The sequence below is a fragment of the Bacteroidales bacterium genome, from assembly GCA_013141385.1.
Classification (GTDB): Bacteria; Bacteroidota; Bacteroidia; order Bacteroidales; family Tenuifilaceae; genus UBA8529.
The window spans coordinates 38,312-63,516 of the sequence record JABFRB010000041.1; the positions used below are offsets into that span (position 1 = coordinate 38,312).

16 protein-coding genes and 1 other RNA gene are annotated in these 25,205 nt (G+C 33.9%); 9 read left to right on the top strand and 8 right to left on the bottom strand.

The window, feature by feature from the left end; genetic code table 11:
• Positions 1 to 26: 26 nt before the first annotated feature.
• Positions 27 to 890, bottom strand: a complete 864-nt coding sequence (locus HOO91_19280) for an RNA polymerase sigma factor RpoD/SigA (protein ID NOU19706.1) — start codon at positions 888 to 890, stop codon at positions 27 to 29.
• 264 nt (positions 891 to 1,154) lie between these two features.
• Between HOO91_19280 and rho the strand changes: the two genes are divergently transcribed.
• The 3 genes from rho to HOO91_19295 all read left to right on the top strand — a co-directional run bounded on the left by rho (position 1,155) and on the right by HOO91_19295 (position 5,004).
• Positions 1,155 to 2,981: a transcription termination factor Rho gene (rho, locus tag HOO91_19285; GenBank protein NOU19707.1), complete on the top strand. Its 1,827-nt coding sequence runs from the start codon at positions 1,155 to 1,157 to the stop codon at positions 2,979 to 2,981.
• A gap of 94 nt (positions 2,982 to 3,075) precedes the next feature.
• Positions 3,076 to 3,475: a transfer-messenger RNA gene (gene ssrA, locus HOO91_19290) on the top strand.
• A gap of 251 nt (positions 3,476 to 3,726) precedes the next feature.
• Positions 3,727 to 5,004 carry a site-specific integrase gene (locus tag HOO91_19295; GenBank protein NOU19708.1) on the top strand — a complete coding sequence of 426 codons (1,278 nt, stop codon included), beginning with the start codon at positions 3,727 to 3,729 and terminating at the stop codon, positions 5,002 to 5,004.
• A gap of 239 nt (positions 5,005 to 5,243) precedes the next feature.
• On the opposite strand, the gene HOO91_19300 is transcribed toward HOO91_19295, so the two are convergent.
• The 6 genes from HOO91_19300 to HOO91_19325 all read right to left on the bottom strand — a co-directional run bounded on the left by HOO91_19300 (position 5,244) and on the right by HOO91_19325 (position 15,176).
• Entirely contained in the window at positions 5,244 to 6,107 is an 864-nt protein-coding gene (locus HOO91_19300) for a hypothetical protein (GenBank protein NOU19709.1), read from the bottom strand.
• Between the two features lie 373 nt (positions 6,108 to 6,480).
• Positions 6,481 to 7,395 (bottom strand): hypothetical protein, encoded by a 915-nt coding sequence (locus tag HOO91_19305; protein ID NOU19710.1) that lies wholly within the window; start codon positions 7,393 to 7,395, stop codon positions 6,481 to 6,483.
• A complete protein-coding gene (locus tag HOO91_19310) occupies positions 7,392 to 10,895 on the bottom strand; it encodes a hypothetical protein (protein ID NOU19711.1) in 3,504 nt (1,167 codons plus the stop codon). Before HOO91_19310 ends, HOO91_19305 begins: the two co-directional genes overlap by 4 nt.
• Before the next feature lie 9 nt (positions 10,896 to 10,904).
• Positions 10,905 to 11,540 (bottom strand): hypothetical protein, encoded by a 636-nt coding sequence (locus HOO91_19315; GenBank protein NOU19712.1) that lies wholly within the window; start codon positions 11,538 to 11,540, stop codon positions 10,905 to 10,907.
• Complete coding sequence (locus HOO91_19320) at positions 11,504 to 12,871, bottom strand: hypothetical protein (GenBank protein NOU19713.1); 1,368 nt, start codon at positions 12,869 to 12,871, stop codon at positions 11,504 to 11,506. The genes HOO91_19315 and HOO91_19320 overlap by 37 nt, the downstream gene beginning before the upstream one ends.
• Before the next feature lie 562 nt (positions 12,872 to 13,433).
• Positions 13,434 to 15,176, bottom strand: coding sequence for a hypothetical protein (locus HOO91_19325; protein NOU19714.1), 1,743 nt, complete (start codon positions 15,174 to 15,176; stop codon positions 13,434 to 13,436).
• 987 nt (positions 15,177 to 16,163) lie between these two features.
• Here HOO91_19325 and HOO91_19330 point away from each other — a divergent pair.
• The 3 genes from HOO91_19330 (at position 16,164) to HOO91_19340 (ending at position 18,755) form a co-directional block, all read left to right on the top strand.
• The gene (locus HOO91_19330) at positions 16,164 to 16,718 is read left to right on the top strand and encodes a hypothetical protein (protein ID NOU19715.1); all 555 of its coding nucleotides are present in this window, start codon (positions 16,164 to 16,166) and stop codon (positions 16,716 to 16,718) included.
• A 207-nt stretch (positions 16,719 to 16,925) separates the two neighbouring features.
• Positions 16,926 to 17,492 carry a hypothetical protein gene (locus HOO91_19335; protein ID NOU19716.1) on the top strand — a complete coding sequence of 189 codons (567 nt, stop codon included), beginning with the start codon at positions 16,926 to 16,928 and terminating at the stop codon, positions 17,490 to 17,492.
• Positions 17,493 to 17,858: 366 nt separating this feature from the next.
• On the top strand, positions 17,859 to 18,755 hold the full coding sequence (locus tag HOO91_19340) for a tetratricopeptide repeat protein (protein ID NOU19717.1): 897 nt from the start codon (positions 17,859 to 17,861) through the stop codon (positions 18,753 to 18,755).
• Positions 18,756 to 18,806: 51 nt separating this feature from the next.
• Here the strand turns inward: HOO91_19340 and HOO91_19345 are convergent, their stop codons facing one another.
• Positions 18,807 to 21,587, bottom strand: a complete 2,781-nt coding sequence (locus HOO91_19345) for a CHAT domain-containing protein (GenBank protein ID NOU19718.1) — start codon at positions 21,585 to 21,587, stop codon at positions 18,807 to 18,809.
• Positions 21,588 to 22,296: 709 nt separating this feature from the next.
• Between HOO91_19345 and HOO91_19350 the strand changes: the two genes are divergently transcribed.
• From HOO91_19350 to HOO91_19360, 3 genes are all read left to right on the top strand, one after another.
• On the top strand, positions 22,297 to 22,485 hold the full coding sequence (locus tag HOO91_19350; protein ID NOU19719.1) for a hypothetical protein: 189 nt from the start codon (positions 22,297 to 22,299) through the stop codon (positions 22,483 to 22,485).
• A gap of 404 nt (positions 22,486 to 22,889) precedes the next feature.
• A complete protein-coding gene (locus HOO91_19355) occupies positions 22,890 to 23,984 on the top strand; it encodes a hypothetical protein (protein NOU19720.1) in 1,095 nt (364 codons plus the stop codon).
• Between the two features lie 9 nt (positions 23,985 to 23,993).
• Entirely contained in the window at positions 23,994 to 25,052 is a 1,059-nt protein-coding gene (locus HOO91_19360; GenBank protein ID NOU19721.1) for a hypothetical protein, read from the top strand.
• Positions 25,053 to 25,205 lie beyond the last annotated feature (153 nt).

Consider the following 25,205-nt stretch of genomic DNA (forward strand, 5'->3'; position numbering starts at 1 on the left):
AACTTTTTAATATTTAAACTTTAAGGTTATCCAAGATAACTCTTCAAAATTTTACTTCTGGTGGTCTGTTTCAATCTCTTAATAGCCTTCTCCTTAATCTGCCGAACTCGTTCACGCGTGAGATCAAACTCCTCTCCAATCTCCTCTAAAGTATGCGGGTGTTTTCCATTCAATCCAAAATATAATCGGATTATGTTTCCTTCTCTAGGAGTTAAGGTAGCCAAAGCTCTTTCAATCTCTTTTCTTAAACTATCATTAAGCAACCCTCTATCAGGAGCAGGAGAGTCATGCGATAGGAGTACATCATACATATTGCTATCCTCATCCTGAGTCAAAGGCGCATCCATTGAAAGATGTCGATTTGAACTTCTTAAAGCTTCCTTTACATCATCAGTAGCAAGTTCTAGAACTTCCACTAATTCATCAACAGATGGCTCCCTCTCATATTTCTGCTCAAGTTCGGCAAAAGCTTTATTAACCTTATTTATAGAGCCTATTTTATTCAGGGGTAACTTAACAATTCGTGATTGTTCAGCTAAAGCTTGAAGAATAGACTGTCGAATCCACCATACTGCATAGGAAATAAACTTAAAACCACGTGTTTCGTCGAAACGCTGAGCTGCCTTAATTAATCCAAGATTCCCTTCATTAATCAAGTCAGGCAAACTAAGACCCTGATTTTGATATTGCTTTGCAACAGATACCACAAATCGTAAATTGGCTTTTACAAGTTTATTCAACGCTTCTTCATCACCCTCTTTCAATTTACGAGCAAAGTTTACCTCCTCCTCCGATGAAAGTAAGTCAACTTTTCCAATCTCGTGTAAGTATTTATCAAGTGAGACTGTTTCCCGATTGGTAACCTGTTTAATAATTTTAAGTTGTCTCATGATCAGGTAATAAGATTTGAAAAACAATGGATGAAATTAATTATTAATTGATAAAAATCATGTTTTTATCAACTTTTTTTTAAAAAACTTATTAGAAAATGATAAACAGTTATAGTTTTTTTTTTGTTTTAGAAAGGAAATCCTTATCATTGCAAAAAATACCGCTTATATTTCTTTTTAATCCCATTTCATATTTTCAAACTTTAATCGAAATTCTTTTTTTTCCCAACTACTAAAAATCCAGTTAAAACTTTTGATCATTTTATGTACGATATTTTAGAACTAAACAAAAAACTGCTTCCTGAACTTAAGGATATAGCAAAAGACATGAATATCAAGAAGATAGAAAATTTGCGTAAGCAAGAACTTATCTACCGTATACTTGATCAACAGGCAATAAATGCTGCAAGCGAATCAAAAATAAAACTAAAAGAGAAAAAAGAAGATACTCAACCACAGCCAATTACCGAAATTCAACCCAAAAATGAACATGCTTTAGATCGTGGAAAAAGGAAACGTTTTACACGTCCAAAGGAAGGTTCAAGAGAATTTTTTAACGATAGCCAAAAACCTCGCATTGAAATTCCAAAAGAAGCCCCAAAAGAGATCCTATTTGAAGACCTATCAACGCCAAAAATTGAAAGTAGACCATTTCAAATTAATCGTCCAAAGCCACAGATTAAAAAACAATTATCAGTTCCCCTATTGGACGCAGATCTTGGCGCAGATATTCCTGAAATTGAACCTGTTATTGAACCAATAGTTGGAAATATCGATGGGTTTGAAGCAGCCACTCCCATTGTAGAAGTTGATTCAATACAATCAAATATTCCTAACGAACAAGTTGGTAAAGAGGATTTTCAGCAGAATCAATCGGAAACAACAATTGACGGGGAAAGAAAACCTGCATTCCGTGATCAAAATTTCCGCAAAGGATTTGAACGTAGAACTGGCGATAGATTTGATTTTGATGGCATTGTAAGCACTACAGGTGTTCTCGAAATTATGCCCGATGGTTACGGTTTTCTCCGCTCATCGGATTACAACTATCTTAGTTCCCCTGATGATGTTTATGTTTCACAATCGCAAATTAAACTTTTCGGCTTAAAAACAGGTGATACTGTAACCGGAACGATCCGTCCCCCAAAAGATGGCGAAAAATATTTCCCGCTGATTAAAGTAAATGAAATAAATGGTCGAAATCCGGAATATATCCGCGATAGAGTTCCATTCGATTTCCTAACTCCCCTTTTCCCTAACGAAAAATTCACATTATTAGGAAGTGGACAAAATATTCTATCCGCAAGGGTGATAGATATGTTCACGCCTATTGGTAAAGGCCAAAGGGGATTAATAGTTGCTCAGCCTAAGACTGGTAAAACTATTCTATTAAAAGATATTGCTAACTCCATAGCAGCAAACCACCCTGAGGTTTACATGATTGTTCTTTTAATCGATGAACGCCCTGAGGAGGTTACAGATATGGCACGTAGCGTAAACGCAGAGGTTATCTCATCAACATTCGATGAGCCAGCTGAGCGGCATGTTAGAATTGCTAATATTGTTCTTGAGAAGGCAAAAAGATTAGTTGAATGCGGACATGATGTTGTAATTTTGCTCGACTCAATTACTCGTTTGGCAAGAGCGTTCAATACTGTTCAACCTGCATCAGGTAAAGTTTTATCGGGTGGTGTTGATGCCAATGCACTCCACAAACCTAAACGTTTCTTTGGTGCAGCACGTAATATTGAGAATGGTGGCTCACTTACAATCCTTGCTACCGCCCTTACTGATACAGGTAGTAAGATGGATGAGGTTATCTTTGAAGAGTTCAAGGGAACAGGCAACATGGAACTTCAACTTGATCGTAAGTTATCCAATAAGCGTATTTTCCCTGCTGTTGACATTACAGCTTCAAGTACGCGTCGTGATGATCTTCTTATTGACAAAGAAACCCTAAGTAAAATATGGGTACTCCGTAACTATCTTACCGATATGAATTCAGTTGAGGCAATGGAGTTTTTCCGCGATCGTTTGATAAGAACACAAAACAACGAAGAGTTTTTGCAATCGATGAATAGCGACTATTAGAAATGAAAAGGGGTAAGTGAAATAATGACAATCACTTGCCGCAATTTTGTATTTCAATCTTCATTTTTACTACTTTTGTATCACAATAGACCTTGGGGCTGACCTGGTTTTGACAGCAAGTAGAATGGGTCTGTAAGCATGTCGAGCGTGGTGATGCTGGCTCGTAAATCCCAGAACACAAACTATATACGGCGAATCAAATTACGCTCTTGCTGCTTAATCCGCTATGCGAATTAGCTTAATTCCTTGCCCTAGGCGGTAGGGAACGAGATGTCTCACCGAAAACTCCTCCCTGTTGTTTTCGGTATATGGGGCACCAAACTAACGGGGATAGCTAGGGCAGACACCTCTAACACCCGGCGAAACACTAGAGGATAAGGGTTGGTTCGGTCGCATTTCGCCTGTCTAACCTCGAAAATCAAGAGATGCTAAGCATGTAGAACGCAGTCTGGTTCCTTGTTTGGACGAGGGTTCGACTCCCTCCAGCTCCACAAATGTTAATTCAATTAATTTCAAAAAGCCTCAAAATGAAACATTTGAGGCTTTTTTGTTTCGTAATACTTTCATTTTTTTTCATGTTTTTTCATTACTTTATTACCCTTATCGTATACCTCAATTTGTTGCTTTAAAAGGGTATCCTAATTAACATTATATATCTGTATTTCTGATATATAAATCACTATTTATTTTTTTTTATTTCATCCTGTTTCACTACATTTGTTTCAAATAGGTTACCTGAAAAACTATGAATCATAAAAACACTTTTGCTGTTTCATTTTATCAACGGGTTGATAAAATAGACGATAAGAAAACCGCCCCCGTTTTCATGAGAGTCACAGTTAGCGGGAAAAGAGCTGACATCTCGATCAACAGGAGGGTTCATACTGACAACTGGGAGGATGGGAGAGCTAAGGGGAAAAGCCAAGAGGCTAAGCAACTTAACCTGTACCTCGAAAGCCTAAAAGCTAAAGTTTACAACATCCAACGGGATCTGGTTGACAGGAAAGAGCCGATCACCGCCGAGAAGGTGAAAAAAATCTTTCAAGGCAAAGGGGCTAATGACAAAACGTTGGTTCAGGTTTTTGAATACCATAATGAGCAGATGCGGCAACTCATCGGCAAGGATTTTAGTGTTGAAACGTGGCATAGATATGAAACAACGCTAAAGCACGTTAAAGAGTTTATGCTCCATCAGTATAAGGTAAAGGATTTGTACCTGCATGAGGTAAGATACGAATTCGTTACGAGCTTTGAGTTTTACCTAAAAACGGTCAGAAGTTGTGCGCATAACTCTACCCTAAAGTATATACTCAACTTCAGAAAGATAATATCGCTTGCCCTAAAGAATGAGTGGCTAGATAAAGACCCGTTTAAAAACTACTCGAACCGACTTGAGGAGGTTGATAGGGGCTTTTTATCAAAGGAGGAGTTGGCTGCAATTGAGCAAAAAAATATTACCATTCCACGCCTTGCTGTAGTCCGAAACATTTTTATATTCTCATGCTATACAGGACTCTCCTACGCAGAGGTTGCTAAACTATCGCTAAGTAATATTGTATTAGGCATTGATGGCGAGAAATGGATACACATACGTCGCACAAAAACGGATGTAAAATCAACAGTCCCTCTACTTCCAAAGGCTTTGGATATAATTGAGAGGTACAAAGAGCATCATTCGGTTCAGGGTAAAGACAAGTTGCTACCAGTAATGACAAACCAAAAAATGAATGCCTACCTGAAAGAGCTCGGGGATATTTGTGGGATTAGCAAGGTGCTAACCTACCACCTAGCACGCCATACATTTGCAACAACAGTAACCCTTACCAATGGAGTTCCCATTGAATCGGTAAGCGCAATGCTTGGACACAAAAGCATCAAGACAACGCAAATCTATGCTAAAGTAGTTGAGCAAAAAGTCGGCACTGACATGGCTGCTCTAAAGCAAAAACTAATGGATGATGCGATTATTGTAAAACAAACAAAGGTTAATTTAGAAGAGATACAATCTAAAAAAGCACCCTAAAAGTACCCTAAAAGTGCTCTTGAAGTACTCTTGAAGTACTCTAATTCTCGAAAAAAGTGCTCTAAAAGTCCAAAAAAGTGCCTTAAAATTCGAAAAAAGTGGTGTTTTTATAAAATAAGGCTACTTAAATCCCCCCTCAATGCCATTATACCCCGCCCATATTAGGCGTTTGCCTCTTAAAAAACAATAATCTTTTACCTTTTTTAAACTTTTAGGAAGTTGCGCAACAGCCATCGTTGTTAGGCATAGTTTTTAATTCTACTTTTTATCTCATTCCAAGTATCAAACTGCTCATAATAGAGTCCCATAATTGACTGGCATCTAAAATCCTCTATCTCAAACATTGTCAACATTTTTAAATTAAAAAGTGATGGATAGATAGATAAACAAAGTATATTTTCAAACAATCTATGGTTATCATAAATCAGCTTATTTATCATTTTCTCGTCTTTCTCAATGATTCTTAAATATTCACCTATATCATGTTTTTCAATTTCTAAATACGATATCACTGATTCTGTTGAAGGATGAATAAATCCAGATAAATATTGATAGAAATCATAAAGTTTTCCTCCTCTATCCGAATATTCAATATACTGTTTTATTTGTTTGGCATTATTTACTTTTGACCTTTCGTCTTTTTCAGTTTGTTTTCCAGCAAATGAGAAATGAAGTAATGCGTCCTCAAGAGCTTGATTTATTATAATCTCTTTTCTATCCCCAACAAATACAGATTTTATTTCAGCAAATTCCTCTGCAAGGTGAAATGGAATAGCACCAAATGTGAAATTTGCATCTGCTCCAAATTCAATCAATCCTCTCATTGAAGAACAAAAAGAAAGCAAATTTTTATTCTCATAGCTAAATGAAATTGAATCTAACCACTTTTTAGTTCTTAACAAATTTACAATTGACGCATAATGAACTCGATTTAGTAACTCTATCCAAAATATTTTATTCCCATGACTTCTTGAATTTAATATTATTCGTTGCCACTCATCTTGATTCATAAAGAAATATCTCTTTCCTATATTTTCGTCAATTATCAATTTAATATAAGGATAAAGCATAGCATTATTAGTTCCAAATATCCGTGCAATCATTTTTATTATCCTGTTAAAAAATGGTTATCAGTCGATTTCTAAAATTATGCCTAACAGCAGTCTGTGCAAAAACCTCCTTTGGGGTAAATCTTCTGTTGCTTAATTTGCTCCAATTTAATAAAATACATTTTCAGAGAAAGTTGTTTTTCTTTGTTTTTGCTTAGACTGACGGTAGCGTATATGAAATGAAGCGGATTGTGGTGCTGCGTCCGCATCCATTGTTACAAAAGTTGAAGCGAGGCGGGATGCTCGAATAACCACTTAAACCTCAATGCTTTATATCGCTTGTTGTGTGCTGCCCTTCTATTTTTGTCGTCTGTTTTGTTGTCATTTCGAGGTTATTTTGTGCATTGGCTTGGTATTCTGTACATTGTCAATTGATACCATTCCTCAATAAATTATTTTCGTTTAACAGTATTTTTTGTTCTTCAATTATACTGTCTGTTTCAATCAAAATCCCTGCAATTTCTTTTTCTTTTTCAGTTAAATACTGAAAGAAATTCCTATTTTTCCATTTGCTATGATGTTCTTTTACTTTTTCCTGTTTTTCCATAAGTGATATAAAGTTGTCAGGAATAAAAGCTGCAATAGTTGGCAAATATTTGCGCTTAATATCAGTATAAATATTCAATCCGTCAAAATCCCAATCAAATAAATAAAGTATGGGAAACTTAGGCTTTGGTATGAATTGAAGTTGTCTTGTGTTTTTTCCTCCTGCAAACCAAAACTCAATGAAATCAAGTCTTGGAACTATTAACCTGTTTTTATTTTCGCAAAGAATAATATATTTAGTTTCAATTTTGGGATAAAGAACAGATAGATATTGTTGGTCTTTGTCATCTTCGGGGAAAAAGTCAATGTTCAAAATTTTCTTAATAGCATCTGATAGAATACTGTTTACTTTCCTATGTTTTGAACTACCAAAATACTTTGCCAAAATTGTTTGAAATGAATAATTATCATTAAGAATTTTTGCTCTATTATTTTCAACTTGAATTAATGCTTCAAAATCATTAACTGAATAGTGATTTTCTAAACTCTCTATTCGGTGTTTCTTTATAAATGAATTGTATTTTTGGAAAGAAGGGAGAACTTCATCTACAAATGGTTTTTCAAAAAGATATGTTTTGGAATATTTCTTAGTTCTATCACCTGAACTTGTCAAGTAGCCTCTTTCAACGAAATGCAGAATCAGAGTTTCGTTTTCATAGTTCTTTGGTAAAGTCTTTTCCTCAGAAATTTTTACCAAATACTTTATAACTTTATATGGTGTTTCAATAGGAATCATTCTGTTATATGCTCTATACTAAAAGTTGAATCTGCGAAATGAGTTTCTATGTCTTCAATCAAATTATCTTTAGAAAAGCAAGCTTGAATACCTTCATTATACTCAAAATGTTTTTCAATAGCGTTCTTAATAAATTCATAGTAGATTTGACTGCCCTCCTGAAATGTCAAATCGTTTGCTGTAATTGTCATTGTAAAAATTTGGTAATCCAAACGTTGAGCAATATCATATAGCATATCAAAATTTTCTCCTAACCCTGCAACTTCATCAATTGGTAAAATTCTTATACCGGGTTCAATTTTACTAAATGCTTCTCTTGACTTACCTTCTACTATTGAAAGTTTTGCAATGCAAAGCAATGCAAGCATACCATAAGTTTGCCCTGAACTGCCTGGGCTTCTTTCATCATTTGGGTCAACAATTCTTGCGGAAGCATCATAGTAGTTAAATGGATTAAGAATATCGTTTGCTTTTACCTCTGATTTTGTATTGCAATACTTTTTGAAATTCATTACAAGTAATTCTTGTGCATTTATTTTTGTTTTTTCTCCAAACAAGTTGTCTGTAAAATTAGCTTCTGCAATATCCTTGTATAAAGCATCTATCCATTCAAGTTTATAATCATTAGAAAATTTCCAATCAAGCAAAACCTTACTGTGAGAAGCCAATTTGAAATTTGAGATAACAGCCTTTACATAGTCAAGATAGTCGGTTTGTTGCCGAACAATTCTTTTTAATTCTTTCACAGTATCGTAAATTTTCCTTGCTTCCTCTTTGCTCAACTCCATAATCTGCTGACTTAATAAAGCAAGTTTACTTTCAATATCCGATTTTAATGATTTTTCAGGGTCGTCTTTATTTGAGATAATTTCGTGTGGAATAAGTTCAAGAATTAAGGTATTTAAATCGTGATTGTGATTTTTTAGAACAGGATTTCCTTTCAATTCGTCTGAAAACAAAGTCAATGTTTCTGAATATTTATTTTCATAAACCAATTTTGTGCTGCTCTCTTTTGCCCTGATTCCATTCAGAGTTTCTTCTGAAATGGTTTCAAAAATACTGTCAGTATTGAACTCTGTGTTGAAATGCTTTTTATAGTCTTTGGCTTTGTTTTCGGCTTGCTGCAACAAATAGGGAATTGCTAATTTATAACTAACAACTTCTCCGATTTCTTGCCCTTTGGATTGGAACAAGTTTTTTTCTCGTTGTAATAGTTCCTGAACATTTGTTTCGCTTTTATACTTATTTCTAAACTTTGTAATTTTATCTTCCTGATTATTCTTGAATGGATTATAAAATGTTTCATTTCCACTTTTAAATGTAAATTCAAGATTTACTTTCCAAGATATTGTTTTTGCATCGTTTGCTGTTTTTTCATTTGTTAGACGCATACGATTAAGGATGCTTTCTGAAAACTTATTTCTAATTTCTTTTGCTGTGTCTAAAGCAAGTTTTTGAGTAGCTGAATTGCGCTCTAGCTCAACCTTACTGTTTTTTTGTAGTGTTAGTTTTCCGAAATAAGCCTCTAATGCAGGTGTATAAAGAATTTTTACTTTTTGTTCCTGCGGTAATGTTTGTTCTACCTCATAATGGGTAATCTGTTCTTCAAGTTGCTCTCTTGTAAGTTTCAAGTTTGTATCCTCAATAAAGTTTTGAATGTCGTTTCTGTATAAATAAGCATTCAAATGTTCTTCAGAATAGGAAAACTCTTTTGAGAAAAGTGTATCAAGGTTTTCGATTGTTTTTAGTTCTTGATTTAGTTTATCAATTTCCTCCTGATAATGATACCCGATTCTTTCAAGCTCTCCTTTTAGTTTCTTTGGATTTCCAAAAATGTAGTTTTCTCTTTTTTGTATATGATAGTGTAAACCTGAAAGATTTATTACGAATGTTGCTTCGATTTCTACGACTTCCTTATTAAGTGCTTCAATAAATTCTTTTGGCGATGGAATATAATGTTTTGTTTTGTCAAACTTTGTTCGAAGCGTAGCGAAATGAAATAAAACTGATTCTTGCAACTGATTTAATTTTATTTCTTCTTTTACCGCCCAACCTGCAAATGAACTACTGTCTTGTGTTTTTATAATGTCTTTAAGTTTTTGAATCTCTAAAACTTCTATACTAATTTGTGGTTTTCGCTTAGAGTAAAATTCAATGGCTGCTTTGAATGAATTTGCATACTCGGATTCTTCAAATTCTTTTTTCAAATTATTGCTACTCAGAAAAATGTATAACGATTGCAGTTTTTCTTTTTGAAGAATTGATTTCGTCTGTAATTCATAGGCAATTTTAATTTCCACAACTGTTTTGTATCGCATTAAAAGCGACTCAACTGCTTCAATTTTCTTTTTCTTCTCCTCTAATTCCTTGTATGGTTTTTCAAGTTCTATAATCAGTTTTTCAAGTGTGTCTAATTGTTTTTGAATTTCTTCATTTGTTGACTTTGCATTTTTGTATTTCTTTTTTTCTTCACTGAACTTTCTCGAATAATTTTCAATGTCTTTTTTTACTGATTCAAACTCAATTTCATTTTTTCTCTCGTTAACAACAATTATTTCAAGTTCTGTTTCAAAACATTGCTCAATAGCGTTTTTCAGTTGTTTTTCACGTTGTTGATGTTGTTGATGAAAATGCGCTGCCTCTTTGATTAATCTTTCTTCGTATGCCTCAACTTTTGCTTTCTTCAAAGTCAGCAAATCATTTAAGGTCATTCGTTTCTTAGATAAAGCATTTTGAGTTTTCCATTCTTCTTCATATCTACGGTGGTCATCTTCAATCAACTTTGATTGCTCTTTGAATTTCTTTGCAACTATATCATCTTCAGTAAAAAGAAATCTCTTAAATGCATTGCCTTCGGTGGCAATTTCTTTTCCTCTTGAAAGTGTTTGAAGAGAGTGTGCATATTGTTTTTGCAAATTTTCATCTTCACTTAAATCGATATGCAATATTTTATTTTCTTTTAATAGTTTATGATATACTGATGTTTTATGGTAAAAAGTTGCAAGATAAATTTGTTGCTTGTCGAATTTTCTTTGAAAGTTTTCGGGGGTTAAAAGTTCTTCGCCTTCATAAAAATCTTTGTAACGAATGATTTTATCAAGTGGTTTGAATTTCGGATTTCTCTCGGCATCAATTCCCATTTGTCCTTGAATAATAAAAGGAGTTAACTGTTTTGGAGAACGTTTAATCATAACGCCAATTACAATGAATTTTCCTTTTTGTACTTCTATATTCAAAAAGGCATAAGCAGAGTTTAGTTTTTTCAAAGGTAATTCGTTATATTCTCTTGGGTCGTTTGATGATGTTGCAGATTTGTAAAACTTTCCTGCGGTTAAAATTAACTGTGGTATATCTGCTGCTATGAGTGATTTTCCTGTCCCGCTTTGTCCTGTAAAATCTGTTCGCAATGGATGCACCAACAAGTCAGTATTGTTGTGGCGTGTTATACCAACAGTTGAAATAGAATAAATCCTTGGATATTTTTTGCCTACGAAGTTCATTGTTAATTATTAATCATTAGTTGTTCTAATTTCTTCAATGTTATTTATAGCATCTGCGTAAATCAAAGCAATTCTTTCAAGGGATGGGAGTATTTCAAATTGTTCGCTATCTTCTTCCAATGTCTGAACCCAACCTAACTTTTCCAATTCCCTTAAACTTTCGCTAACCCACTTATATAGTGTTGTTTGAGTTGGGACTGTATCTTCTTTTTCTGCTCCCAAAAACAGTCTATGAATATGAGGTTTAATCTTGTGAGTATTATTGAGAACCTCAATCAATTCTTGTTTAGAAAGCGTTGTTGAAAATCGTTTTTCAATTCGGTGAAGCATATAAAGAAAGATTGCAAACAAAGTGTGCTTGGGTTTTAGACTTTCTTTGCTCAACTTACTTTTTACATCATCAAAATAATCAAGGTAGTAGAACTTCCCATTTATACTTTGATAAAAAGATAGCTTAGCCCTATACATTCTTTCGTAGAATGGATATAAGTAAGGGTAGTTGTCTTCAATGAACTGAAAAATCCGTGTTTGTGACTTATAATTCTGTATATGCACACCCGAACGCAAATAGTGGTCTGCTTTTGCAAAACTATCAATGTTGTCTTGCTTTAGTTCAAGGACTGTTTCTTTATTTTGATATTCCATATTGCATTATTTGGATTGTTAAGGTCAAGAGCAAAATCACTTGTGGTTTCAATTTTAAAATTCTCTTGCCTTAGTTTTTTAAGAATATGCTCCGTCCCTTTTATTGCCAATTCTACATCCTTCTCCTTTGTCAGCATTTCCATATAGAAGGCAGAGTAGTCTATTTCGTCTTTTGTTGACAGTTGTTCCTTCAAATTTTTAAACCAACTTTCAATTTTTCGCGCTTGTTCTTGACGCTTTCTACTTTTGTTTGCTGCTATTTCTATGTTCTTTAAATTGCGACTAACTGTTTCTGCTTTCTGATTTTTTGATATACTAAAACTTTCGTAAAATTCAGGATATAAAAATTTGTCTGGTGTATCTTTAATGAATGAAAGAGTTTGAGCAAATTCAGGTAATGAAATTTCTACTGAGTAGAAAAGAGAATCTTCGCTATCTATTCTATTGGACTTACTCTCTGTTTGCGATTCCTCTAACACTTGATAAAAAAACGTTTCCAGCTTTCTGTCAAATGCCTTTTTGCCAACGATGTCAAATAAACTTCTTACAATATTTTTGATTTTTGAAATATTGTCACCTGTTTGTTCAAGTTTGTATTTGTAATGTTCGAGTGTTTCGTTTAGACTTCTTTTAATATCAATAAAATCAAGATTGTCAAGTTTGTTTAAAGATGTTTCTGCAAGTATATCTGTAATGGCATCTAAACCGCTAAAGGATTTTGTAAGTTTTTTTCTATCCTCAATTACAATGTCCATTTGCTCTTGACAGTATTCAACTAACTCTTCATAAGGTAATGTTTTGAACTTTTGATTCAAAATATTTTTAAGTTCTGAAATTTGATAGTCCATAGCAATGGTTTGATTTGCTATTTCAACTTTTAGAACTTTGATGAATTGAGTTTGATACCATACTTTTAAGTCATCAATACTTTTACAACTCAATTCAAGTGTGGTTTTTACAGTTTCTAATATTTTTTCAATAACAGAAGGATTGATTAAAGGCTGAATTTTATCGAAGAATAAATTGCATAGCTGTAAAGAATAATCAGTAAGGACAATTCTTTTTTCTCTATTTCTGTCAAGGAATTGTTGTCTTAACAAAGTTTGAAATCTTTCTTCAACTTTTTGCCTTTGTTCTCGTTCAGTTTCTGTATCTTCTTTGTGATGTTTGCGAATAAGTTCTCTAATTTCCGATTCGCTAAAAGAAGTTATGTCAGTGTGGTTTTTACAGTCAATATATATGGAGAATAATACCTTGGCATCGGTGCTGTCAGGCACGATATATCGAAATTTTTCTGCAAATAATTCTAATATCTTATCTAAATTCTCCATTAATCAAATTTAATCTTTACCGAGTTGACTTTGTCTTTTTAAGTGCGTTGGAGCGAAACCAAATGTGCTGCAATTACCTCGGCTTGTGGTCGGGTTGCTGTTCTTTTGTTTTTGCTGAAGCGTTGTTATTTTATCTTTCATTTTTCTGTTCGTTTACAGTCGGTTATGTCGTTTTTTAGGACTCTAACTAACGTTTTTGTATTAATCTAATAATCAGTAAATTTAAAATACTACTTTTCTCATTTTACAACCCTCACTTTAGAAGTTCACTTTGAAATTCAATGTCTCTGACATAGGTTGGATTGAACATAACATCAGTTTGTGCAAAAACCTCCTTTGAGGTAAATCTTCTATTGCTAAATTTATTGTAATTTAATAAAATAAATTTTCAAAAAAAATTGTTTTACCTAGTTTTTGCACAGGTTGACAGTCGAGGCTACATGTAGTTGGGGATTATGCGGACGCTTTCCTATCCCTCTTGCAGAAAGCTTGCAAACGAGAGCGAAGCACACCTAACCACTTAAACCACAGTAGCGTATAAACCCTTACTAGGTGTTGTGTTTTATTTTTTTATATCGTTCCATCTTTCAAGAATTCTTAGAATTACATGTAAATTATCAACACATGCAAATATCATTTGATATCCTTGTATCACATTAGGCAAATTTCTGTCTATTTTAATCAAATCAAACGAATTTTCAATGTCCCTACTTGGCAAATGAGCATCTCCATGTCTTAATTCATAAACTCCAACAAATGGGCTTAGAATTTCTCTTGCAGTTTCTAGTGGTATTTTTAATGCTAAAAAGTTTTCAATAGATTTCAAAGAACCCCATTTTGTATTTTTCGGAGGTGTTGCAATCTTTTGAATAGATTCTGTGTCCATATCATCCACTATTATTCTTGCAATATCTTTAGCAAGAGAAAACAATCCTTTCTCATCAACAGCCCTAAACCTATTAATTGAAAGAATTATATCACTAATTGAGTTATGTCCTCTAAAAAAATGAATATTTAACTGTTTTTTTGCTTCTTCATTTATTTCTTTAATTACTCTTTCTATAAACGCTTCTGGAGCAAGTGTTGATGCGGGTTCAACTTTAACTTGGGAGGCGTGTAATTCTTTGGAAATACCTCCTTCAGGAGAGATGTTAAATCCTGCCCAAATTTGTTGTTGCCACATAGGCAAATTTCCAATATCTTTTGCATAGATCGTAATTAATCCTAAATCATTCATTCCAAAATGAATACCTCCGTCAGGAGCACATGACACACACCCAGTGTCTCTTGTATACCACTTTAAAAAACTTCCACGTTTTGATAGCAAAGTCGAAATTAACTCTGGTTTAAACCAAAGCCATTTCCCTCCTTTTGTTAAACTACTCCCGCTTTCCTTATTTCCTTCTGCATCAACAATGTAAAAAATATCAATCGGTTGTTCATCACCTAATACTATTGGGCTTATTTTAGCTGGATTAATCCAATCGTATTTCCAAAGTTCTGCCATAATTCGATACAACTTTTTTCCTTCAAAACTTTTTTCATAGAACCCTGCCTTTACATTAGCATCTGTCGGAAAAGATGTCATATCAGGAACATCTTCATTTTCATCAATGTCAATTCTGCCTACATGAGAAACTGCTATTTTTTCACCAAAAGGAAATCCCCCCTCGTGTATTTCTAAAACTCTACATTCCCAGATATTTTTCCCTTCTTCCACTCTTTTTGATTCCTCTTTCCATGAAAGAATCGATGTGTCATTATATATTTTATCTCTACTAAAGTAAGAGGTCACATATAAACCACATTCTCTTGAACACAAATAATCTTTTAGAAATTGATTCCTAATCTCTAATAATTTAGGATTACCTTCATCGTCTCGCTCAAGTTTAGCAACCTCAACGTAACCTTCTTTTGGACAAAGCCAAATATCACCTTCTCTTTTTAAACCTAAACTAATAACTAAATCTTGATGTAAATGCCATTCATTTGATTCAAAATTATTATCAAAACTTTGATTTAAGACCAAATGTATTCCTTGAAAATCTGCCCCATTATAAATATCAGCCTGATTATATACATTATCAAGAAAAGAACACCCGTGCGTAGGACGAATTCCTATATCAGTCCAACTTAATTTTTCTGCAAAAGATTCTTTATCAACAAAAACCATGATTGAGCCATAGCCTATGAATTCTTCACAGTAATCAACCTTTCCAAAAGATACAGAGTTTCGAATTTCTTTTTCTGCTCTAAGAGGGATCCAAACAGAATTATCCAGTTTTCGTTTCCTTAAATCTTGCATTTCAAACCACGATTGACTCATATTCTTAATTATTTAAAAACGATGGTTTTGTTTTTGTTAATATAACACCCAACACTATTATAAACCATTTACGCATATTATTGCTCTTGCTAATTTTGCAATAATGTTTTTATTTACAAGTATATAAATTGTTTTTCTATTAAAAAACGAAATTATGTTTTTCTACTGAAAAACGAATTTGAGTTTATGCTGTCACAAGTTGAACTGCACCCCAAATATTGTGTTCAACATTTGGGGTGCAGTTCAAAAGAAAGTGTTTCAGACTTTTGAGATATCCTCTTTTTAAAATCATCCCACCTAAACCAATACACACAAAACCAGTTATATACTACCCATTTTGGCTAAAAACATTTAGCGCAATAATTTGCATTCGTTTATTATCAACCTAATTAAAATACATTAACACAAAGCCAGATTTGCTACTAATGATTTTCACTCTTTGGGTTATAGGCGCATTACCCCCCCTATTTGCAATAACTCATTTGTTTTAAGGATTCCGAATCCTTTTACCGTGTATCCTAAGCTTGGGCAGGAATTGGTTCATCGTTTGAGCCTGCTTTATTACTCCTTCTTTTCTGAAAATGATTCTCTCATGCTGGGCTTTACGATTCCTTAATTAGTGGCACTTTGGATGCTATTATTTGGAAAACATTACTGATGAAACCCACTGGGATTTCATAGAGGCTAGCTAGTTTTGCTTTTGTAATGGCGGTGGGGGCTAGTTTGGTGTGGGCTGAAAAGAAAGAGTCAACACTTTAATAGAAACAACTGATCATAATATTATGGTCAGGTGTTACTCCTTATCTACAGTTTACCTTTTCATCTCACCTCCCATCATGCCAAAATGAATGTTAAAGTATGGGGTTATCATAATATAAGCGAGTTTGGCGTTATTTTGCAATAAATAACTTAATTTGCTTGAATTTTGAAACTGAAATAAGAATTAATAACATAAAAAGTTAAATTATGAAAATTATTATCAAGACTTTATTGTTAGTATTTGCGACAAATGTAGCATTAGGACAAACTATTAGAATTAAGGAACCTGAATTTGCTAACAATGGAATATATGTCAATGACACAATTGGGGACGGAATTCCTCTAGAAAAACAGAAATATACAATATCTATAAAATCAAATGCGGCATCATATGTTCCATTTGCAAACTTAGCCGCTGGAAAAACAAAAACGAAACTTGTATTTCAAGGAAAAGAATCTACTACTAAAATCTCATGTAAAGAAAAGATTCATTTTATAATCAAAATGACAGATAACTCAAATGACCCAACATCTTTAATAGAGGTGTTTAAATTAACTCAAGAAAAAAATTTGAGGACTTCTGTTATGGCTGAGGCGAAAGTAATTGGCGGCGCAGAAACGAAGAATTTAGACACATTTACATATTCTGCAAAGAAATATGGACAAAGTTCCTATTTGATAGAACTGAATAATTTACCTGTAGGACAATATGGAATTCACGTGAGTACGTCAGTTGAATATCTTTTATTTGAAATAAATTAAAAACTACGCACAACACATTATAAATCCCCCGTTCGCTGGAGATTGTAAAACTAAAATAAAAATGAATGGATTGAGATGACGGCTTCCGATAAATAGCCTCGGAAAAAGTTGTGCCTCCATCTTTCTATTCTTCAAAATTTAATCAAACAGAAAAAATCTACTTTCGTAGGATTTCGTAATGGGCAATGCTAAAAGAAGAAGTTACAAATGGGCAGACCAGAGAATTATTTAAAATATCATGATTCATATGAAAATGAATTCAGTGAATCTTGGCTGAATAAATTAAGTATGTTTTTTCTTATCGAAAAGCAAGTTTCTGGAATACATTTAACAGGAAAGAAAATGAGAATTGATGCTATAATAACTCCGAAAGACAAGAGTGACTGGAAAAATAAAGACATTGCATTTGGAATAGAATTTAAATCACCGACAAAATTAGATCGACTACACAGTCAAACTAATTTCATGAGACAATGTGTCGATTACAGTTACACAGATTTTAAAAATTTCGGTTATATCCCAATATTATCATGTCCTCGGTTTGATTTAGACAAGACTTATTCAGACAATAAATCTCTTACAGCATTCAGACATTTCTTAAATTCTTTTCAAGTGGGAGAATTAGATTATACTTATCGTGGATTAAGCATAATCTTTGCAGAACATCATTTTATTTGGGAAGATGGAATAGTTAATGAGGGAAAACATTGGTCTTTAAAAAAGAACTTTGGAAGCAAAAAATATAGAATCTGCCCCTCGCTCATCGTAGATTAGCGAAGCGTATCTTCGTCCTTACTAAATAGCGGTTGACCAGACCGCACTACTTCAAAACAACAAAAAACCCTGCCTTCGCAGGGTTCGTTCATTAAATCCTTTAACCTTCCCACAGGTTACTTTCTATATTGCTACCCTAACAATCCCATGCACCTTGTAACTTTTCCCCAAGTTTTTACTTCCCTGACCTTTCAAAACATCTTTTTCCTACACATAAATAATATTTTAGCAAATGAATCTTTTAAAACACTAAATACGTATTTAATGCTACTTATATTAACAAAATAAATTAGCTTGCTTGTTGTTTTAATGTTTTTTATTAATATTGTAATCATTAATATACACTGTATATAATAAATACTATCTATGAGTTTAGAGATTAACAGGGATATGATTAAAGCCTTTATACTAAATGAGCTTTCAGAAGAAAAAATGTCTTTAGTTGCGGATGCACTAATCAAGGATGAGCGTTTAGCAAAAATCCATAAGGAAGAAAAATTTAAAATCGATACGAAGCGTTACTATGATAATGAGATGAACCCAACCCAGCGATTTGAGTACGAGAGCATGTTAATAAAAAATATGGAGATTTTCAGTAAGGTTGACCAGCCTAAGGAAACAAGTAGCTCTTCGGAGGAACTTCTTCTAAAAAAGCAGCTGGAGGAAGCTTTTAAAAACTACGAAGCATCTCAGGAACAACCCAGCACCAACACCCCTAGCATCACCATAATAAAGAAAACTTCTATAAGTGATCGATTTAAATACTGGTTAGCCGCTGCTTCGATCTTTGTGCTACTTATTGTGGGTGGAAGTATAGGCTACAATATTCAACCTAGCGATTCGTTGGAGAACAGGCTATATGCAGATTACTATAATCCGCTTGGTGAAGAGGATTTATATTTAATAAATAACAGTTCCTTGGTTGTTGCCAAACAGAAGTATATGTCAGGCGATTATGGAAATGCGCTATTGCTATTAAAGGGATTACCCGCATCAGTAACCATCGAAGTTGAAAGGGATCTATACATTGGACTCACCCTGATGCAGATTGGCGAATATAAGGAAGCAATAAATTATTTCGAAGGAATTCTGGCGAACCGAAGCGAACTTAATTTTATCCCACAGGCTAGATGGTATCTAGGGCTTTGCTATTTAAAATTTGGAGATAGAGCGAAGGCAATTGATACCTTTCAAATCATTGTGAATAAGAATAACTGTAACTATAAAAAAGCTAAGCAGATTCTAAAGAAACTTCGCGAGTAACCCAACTAGGCCTTTCAGCGTCGCAAGATCTGAAAGAGTCTGAACGGTTGTCTATTGTTTTTTTGCTTTATACAACAAGTTTCTTATCGCCTTCCGTTTCCAGAAAACAAAAAGTAACGCTAGAATTATGGTGCCGGCAAGGCCTATCTTTTTTAGATACCAGTAATGGTATAGCCCATTCTGGTTGCCATTAATCACAATGCCCGCCCAGTACCGTGGGTGTGCAAAAATTGGTTCTGCCTTTTCAAGATTCTCCAGTTTGGCAAGTTGTAAGGCTTCATCCTTGCGCATCCCCTTACGCAGGTTTTTATAGAAGCTATTTAGTATGTTGTTTGTCGACCTATCGGATGCCGCCCAAAGCGACATTACTACCGATTCGCTACCTGCGTACATAAAGCTTCGGCTTATGCTTAGCACCCCTTCCCCCTTCGACATCCTCCCCGAACCCGAATAGCACGATCCAAGCACAACCATCTCCGCATTCAGCTGCATATTATACACCTCCCATGCATGTAAGTACTCATCCTCGGAAGAATTAGCGGGGGCAGCCAGTATAAGCTTCGAGTTGGCAGGGTTAAGGGTGTCCTCGAACCCATGCGCATAGAAATGGATGATCCCGTAGCTATTGCCATACCTCCTGAAGTTCTCTTCCGTAGCACTACCCCCTGTTAGCGATTTCCCAAAGGTTAGCATGGCTAGTCTTTTTACATTCTTCAGTCCCATGGGAATATCCCGTAGCTTATCCTTCGAGTTCTTATAATCTGGGGCTATTCCAAGAAAATTGGGCGAGCCGCTATGAACGCTATTTAATGAATTGCTATACAGCGTGGCTGAATATGCATAGCCAATGGGATGCTTCTTTAAAAGAAACGACTCTTTTGCGTAATCGCCATCATCACCCTCCATGTACGGTCTATCTATAAGTACCTCAAAGGCAATACGATTTAGATCACCATCTGGGATAATAAGCAGATTTTTGTCTTTTAGCAATGTCTCTACTGGGGCAATAAGTTTCTGGTAAAGAATATAGGCAGCATCCCTGTACTTGAAATAGCCCGTTGAGTGCAGGCTGTACAAAGCGTAAATAAAAAAGTCTAGTTTTGAACGGAAAATGCTATCGGTTTCCTGCCTCAAAAGTAAAAATGTGTCCCTAGTAATAATAAAGGTGTACAGCTCATTATCTCTCAAAACGTATTCCAGTAGAGCCTCCTTTTTATCCATAGCCCTTTGCAGCTGCGGTATACTTACAACCTGATTGCTGTATTTTTGCTTGTAGTATTCAGGGTAGCTGCTCTCAAGCCGTTGCATTAAACCCTCAAGATTCTGTGACAGGCTGAACTGCTGCTCTTCCCAACTATCTATCTTTAATTTGTTGGGGCGTTCCTGCTTGCTTTCCTCCTCAACCTGCATTCTAAGGCTGGCAATCTGCTGTTTTATCCTTCGCTCGTTTTCGCTGATACTATCGGGAACACCTGCCATATCTTTTGCCATCTCTTCGTTTTTCAGCTCCCTTAGTACGGCATACTTGCTGTACTCGGCATACCTAAATGCAATACCTGCGTACTTAGAATCACCTGTAATCTTGTACAACGAGCTGGCAATACTTACCCCTAGCAGGTATGTTTCATGCTCCTTTGCTGCTAGTTGCAACTTAGAACCCTCGTATAGGTAGCCAGTTCGCAACCGCTCGGTAAAGCTAGTAGCCAGCTCAAGCGTGGCAAGGGCAGCCTTAAGGTTCTGTGCTTTGTTTTCTTGCTCCGCTAATCGTTCTAGGGCTTGCGCCTTTAGTTTCAGTATATCCAATAAATCCATATCGGGTAGCTCATCAGCATTTGGATTAGCATATACTGAACAATCATTAAAATTATTTATCTTGGATATTAAAGATTTTTGGTAGTACTCTAGTGCTTGCTTATATTTACCATTACGGTAAAATAGCAGTCCGTTATTTTTCAAACAAAAAGAGGTATAGAGATGTTTGTTTCCTAGCGCATTAATTATAATTCTATATGCCCTTTGGTAAAGTTGCTCACTCTTTGAAAATTCTCCTATTTCAGAATAAAAAAGGGCATAGTTCATGTATGACATTGCAGTCATGTAGTGGTTTTCGCTAAACTCTCTAGTATTACATTCAATTGCCTTTTTAAAACAGTAATCGGCTCTATTCAAACTATCCAACTTTTGATAGGTCAGTCCGCAATTATAATAGGTTTCACCGACACCTCCTAGTTTATTTTTTTCTGCAAGCTGGATGCTTTTTAGATAGCTCACCCTAGCAAGGTTATAATCTCCTAATTTACGATATGCATACCCAAGATTATGATAGTTATCAGCCATATAGCGGTATTTTTTCACATCATCACTTTTTTCAAGTACTGATAGGGTGTTCTCGAAATAAGAGATAGCTTTTGCATAATCGCCTCTTAAAGAATAAATATTGGCAAGGTTATCGTTGATTAGTGATATGTAATAGCTTTCAGAGGTTTTTTCTATTGCTTTTTTATAGAAATCAATTGCCTTATTTAGATCGCCTTGCTTTTTATAAATCAATCCCAACCTATTATATACCTTAAAATATTCAGGATTAGAATCGCCATTCATTTTGCTTTTGAGCAGAAGAATCTCATTCAAATCTCTTAGAGCGTTGAAATAATCTCCAATGGCGTAATAATTCTTACTGTTTTCGTAAAGCGTATTTAACCTATCGTTATCGGAGGTTTTTGGGATACAGGCTTTTGATTGACTAATAGAAATTAATAGTATTGACAAAACAAGGAATTTGAATACCAGTAAATTGCCTTTCGATTTAAAAGAATTCATTATTATTGCCATATTGTTCCTATGTTGGAGCAAAAATAAACCGAATAGTCTAATTTAAAACCTAAAGTCATGAAAACATTAAAAAAAATGAAACAAAAAAAATCAGTAAAAGGATTCAAAGCCATTAAGGTAAAAGAATTAATGCAAATCAGGGGAGGGGATGAAACTCAAAAAGATCATGATTTTTAACTAAGTAAAAATAAACTAAATGTTTAACTAAAAACTTTTGATTATGAAAACGCTAAGAAAAGGTAAAAAGCCGTAAAAAATATTAGTTCTAATGGTACAGAATTTTAAGTTGGATAGCTTAAAAAAAGCCCTACAAAAAAGAACTGCACCACTAAATGTTATATTCAACTTTTAGGGTGCGGTTCAGAGTAGGGCTTTTTTTAGCTTTTAGCTCTTGGTAAGTTGAATATTAAGTTCGCTTAGCAATGGTACACTGTTTATCCAAAATCTCCTGTTTTTCACATCATATTAACCCCAGTACCCTAGGCAAAGCCTAAAAGAATATATGGACGGCGGTACTACCAACCAATTCATTTCTGCTTTATTTACTTATAACCTTAGCCTAGCAGAGATATAAATAAGTTACATCGTGTGTTACAAAAAATCAAAAACCATTAACAATAATCAATTATATTTTGTAGTTTTGATATGAGATGCTGATTTATTAAGCGGCATTTCATAATTAATATGTTTAACTAATAAATTTTAAACAATGGAAACAAAAAGAAATGATTCTTTAGTAGAATTTGAGTTACAAAGTTCTGAAATGGATAACGTTACAGGTGGAATTAATTGGGGAAGAAGTGGTGGAATAATAAATGGGGATCAATGGTGTGCAGGCGACTGGGGAGATATTGATACACAAAAGGCTATTCTGTTTTTGCAGTGTGAACCCATGTAGACCAAACTTCAATGAAAGAGTTAATAGACAATGCTTACATGAGTTTTGAAAGAGACAAAAATTATAGAAACGAACTCGTTAAAAGTAGTTGTTAATGATTTTTTATTATAAAAAACCTACAGATTGAAACGATCCAACCTGTAGGTTTTTATTAAAGTTTTTACAAAAAGTGGAATTTGATGTTTGTTGATAACCTGTATGCCAATTCAATATAGTCAAAGTGAGAAGCTATACAAGTAATTGAACCTTTTGCTATAGCGTAAAACAGCATGTGGAATTTTATTAAACACACCATCCGTATTTTAATTAAACTTTTCATTAAAATTCATTAAAAACTGATTAAAAATCTTTTTTAGATCATACATGAATTTTATTCACAGAATGTTAATCAATTAATCTAGCAAATGAGAAAAATTATCTTTATTACTCTAATCCTATCTATTAATATGAGTTATGCTCAAAAGTTACCCTTCTCAAACCAGAGAATAAGTTACTTTTACTATATAAATCTTGCTGAGTTGTCCATAACAAAAAACAATTTTGTTCTTGCTTTAAGCTATTACGATTCAGCATTTAGGGTTGTTTCCAATCCAAGGGATAATGATATTTATAATAAAGCTGTATGCTACAGAAAAATGGACAACGACAGGATTGCTGACTCTTTGTTCGCCTTACTAGCCACTAAGGGCTTTAGAAAATCTAAAATACTAAATTGCTTTGATACCCTGAAAACCCCAATACTCCAGAGACAAGCAATAATTGTAAATAACCAAAATTTGGATGAAATTTTTGAAAAAATATTTAATAATGACCAAAAAGTTAACTCATACCGTTACATAAATATGGAGATGTACGCACAAAAGGTTATAGAACATGTTAAGTATATTAAAGATTTATCAAGCAGTATAGATAACCTATTGGCTTATGATGTGGGAGGGAGACTCTGGTTGCCTATTTTTCATTTCTTTCAACTTAAAGCTATCGCAGAACGAGTTAAAAATGACACATTGTTCAAAAAGAAATACACCGTATATAGATGTTTAGAGCATTTTGATTTTAATGAAATCAAATTTTATGAGTTTTTAAAGGAGGAGGTAGTAAAGGGTAACTATAACAATGAAACTTTCACTGAATTAATAAAAGAAATGGGTTATGAATTTGGGATGCCAGTAAGTCAATTCGACGAATTCATAATTGTTCGATCACCAACAGTCCTTTGCAAAGATGAATTACAATATATAAACAAAAACAGAGAAATTTTCGGACTTGAAACCTATGAGAATTTTTACCAAAAAGCGAGATATACGGATTCCCTTCTAACTAATGGGCGGCCGTTTTCAGCCCTCGAAAAAGATGAGTATATAAAACTATATATTGATTTTAATACCCAGTGTAATTATAATATAACCGAAAACTACCGAACCATGATGGAATATACCAAGCCAGAAGATGCGCAAAATGTGTATGAGCGCAATTTAAGTAATTTATGTCCTAAATAGCAATGTTGTTTGGAAATGATTATAATTTCTGAAAAAGTAGATATTTTTTCTAATCGTGTTGAGGATTGGTTAAAATTAAATAACGAAAAAATTTATCGAATTAATTCCGAACAGCCTATTCGGTTAATTGATCTTAGAATTCAAGGAGGTGACTGTGAAATTTCAATAACTAGGTTAAATGATAATGAAGAAATTAAAATAACTAAACATAAGGTATGGCATAGAAGGGGATTTTTTAGTTTTAGCATTTATGGGGATTCAGAAGATGTTTGCGAAGAATTTCAAGTTTTTTTAAACCGAGAAGCACGTGCTCTATCAAGTGGAATACTAATGATATTAAAGACCAAAGAGTTGATAATAGGAAATCATATTGAAAATAAAGGAAATAAACTTTACCATCTTTTCATGGCTTCAACCAATGGATTAAATGTGCCCGACACCTTTGTTATTAATAGTAAAGTAATGTTACGTGAAATTTATCAACAACATTCCAATTTGATTACTAAGCCAATAAGTGATAGTTTTCTTGGTACAATAAATGGAGAGAATCTCGTTGGGTTTGTTAATAAATTTGACAACTCCAGTTTTGACCATCTACCAGAAACCTTTTTTCCTACCCTTTTTCAAAATAAAATTGATAGAAAGTTTGAGATTCGATCATTCTTGTTTTGTGGTGAGGTTTTTTCAATGGCAACCTTCCTGGTGAAAGATGATAATAATACCGACATTAAGGAAATTGAGAATTCTATGAAACGACACATTCCATATAAACTACCCAGTGATGTTGAAGATAAAATGCTAAACTTGGCATGCAAATTAGATATAGATACGGCTTCATTTGATTTTATTGTTGATAAGAGCGGGAATATATATTTTCTTGAAATAAACTACCTCGCAGCAGAGCTGTCGAGGTATTATTTGGAAGCCATTTATTCTATCGAAGCAGAGCTTCGAGGAATTAACCTAAAGAGATTAAATCAGTATGGACAACTTAATGAAATGTCCTACCATTGTAATTACTCTATTGAAGAATTTGTTGCAAATAAGCTGACAGAAAATGGAAGATAAGAATACTAAGTTCAACTACTATTTACCTTTACATTTATGGAATTTAAAGGCACTAAGTAAAGATAGAATTATTAAAAATCCCATAATTAAATCAAAAAAATGCAATACAATTATTTTATCTGAAAAGATGAACAAACCCTGCTCGAAAATTCT

What these genes read in the sequence shown, in the direction of transcription:
- HOO91_19280 (NOU19706.1), bottom strand. Translation starts at nt 890, where the DNA reads ATGAGACAACTTAAAATTATTAAACAGGTTACCAATCGGGAAACAGTC.
- rho (NOU19707.1), top strand. Translation starts at nt 1,155, where the DNA reads ATGTACGATATTTTAGAACTAAACAAAAAACTGCTTCCTGAACTTAAG.
- HOO91_19295 (NOU19708.1), top strand. Translation starts at nt 3,727, where the DNA reads ATGAATCATAAAAACACTTTTGCTGTTTCATTTTATCAACGGGTTGAT.
- HOO91_19300 (NOU19709.1), bottom strand. Translation starts at nt 6,107, where the DNA reads ATGATTGCACGGATATTTGGAACTAATAATGCTATGCTTTATCCTTAT.
- HOO91_19305 (NOU19710.1), bottom strand. Translation starts at nt 7,395, where the DNA reads ATGATTCCTATTGAAACACCATATAAAGTTATAAAGTATTTGGTAAAA.
- HOO91_19310 (NOU19711.1), bottom strand. Translation starts at nt 10,895, where the DNA reads ATGAACTTCGTAGGCAAAAAATATCCAAGGATTTATTCTATTTCAACT.
- HOO91_19315 (NOU19712.1), bottom strand. Translation starts at nt 11,540, where the DNA reads ATGGAATATCAAAATAAAGAAACAGTCCTTGAACTAAAGCAAGACAAC.
- HOO91_19320 (NOU19713.1), bottom strand. Translation starts at nt 12,871, where the DNA reads ATGGAGAATTTAGATAAGATATTAGAATTATTTGCAGAAAAATTTCGA.
- HOO91_19325 (NOU19714.1), bottom strand. Translation starts at nt 15,176, where the DNA reads ATGCAAGATTTAAGGAAACGAAAACTGGATAATTCTGTTTGGATCCCT.
- HOO91_19330 (NOU19715.1), top strand. Translation starts at nt 16,164, where the DNA reads ATGAAAATTATTATCAAGACTTTATTGTTAGTATTTGCGACAAATGTA.
- HOO91_19335 (NOU19716.1), top strand. Translation starts at nt 16,926, where the DNA reads ATGGGCAGACCAGAGAATTATTTAAAATATCATGATTCATATGAAAAT.
- HOO91_19340 (NOU19717.1), top strand. Translation starts at nt 17,859, where the DNA reads ATGAGTTTAGAGATTAACAGGGATATGATTAAAGCCTTTATACTAAAT.
- HOO91_19345 (NOU19718.1), bottom strand. Translation starts at nt 21,587, where the DNA reads ATGGCAATAATAATGAATTCTTTTAAATCGAAAGGCAATTTACTGGTA.
- HOO91_19350 (NOU19719.1), top strand. Translation starts at nt 22,297, where the DNA reads ATGGAAACAAAAAGAAATGATTCTTTAGTAGAATTTGAGTTACAAAGT.
- HOO91_19355 (NOU19720.1), top strand. Translation starts at nt 22,890, where the DNA reads ATGAGAAAAATTATCTTTATTACTCTAATCCTATCTATTAATATGAGT.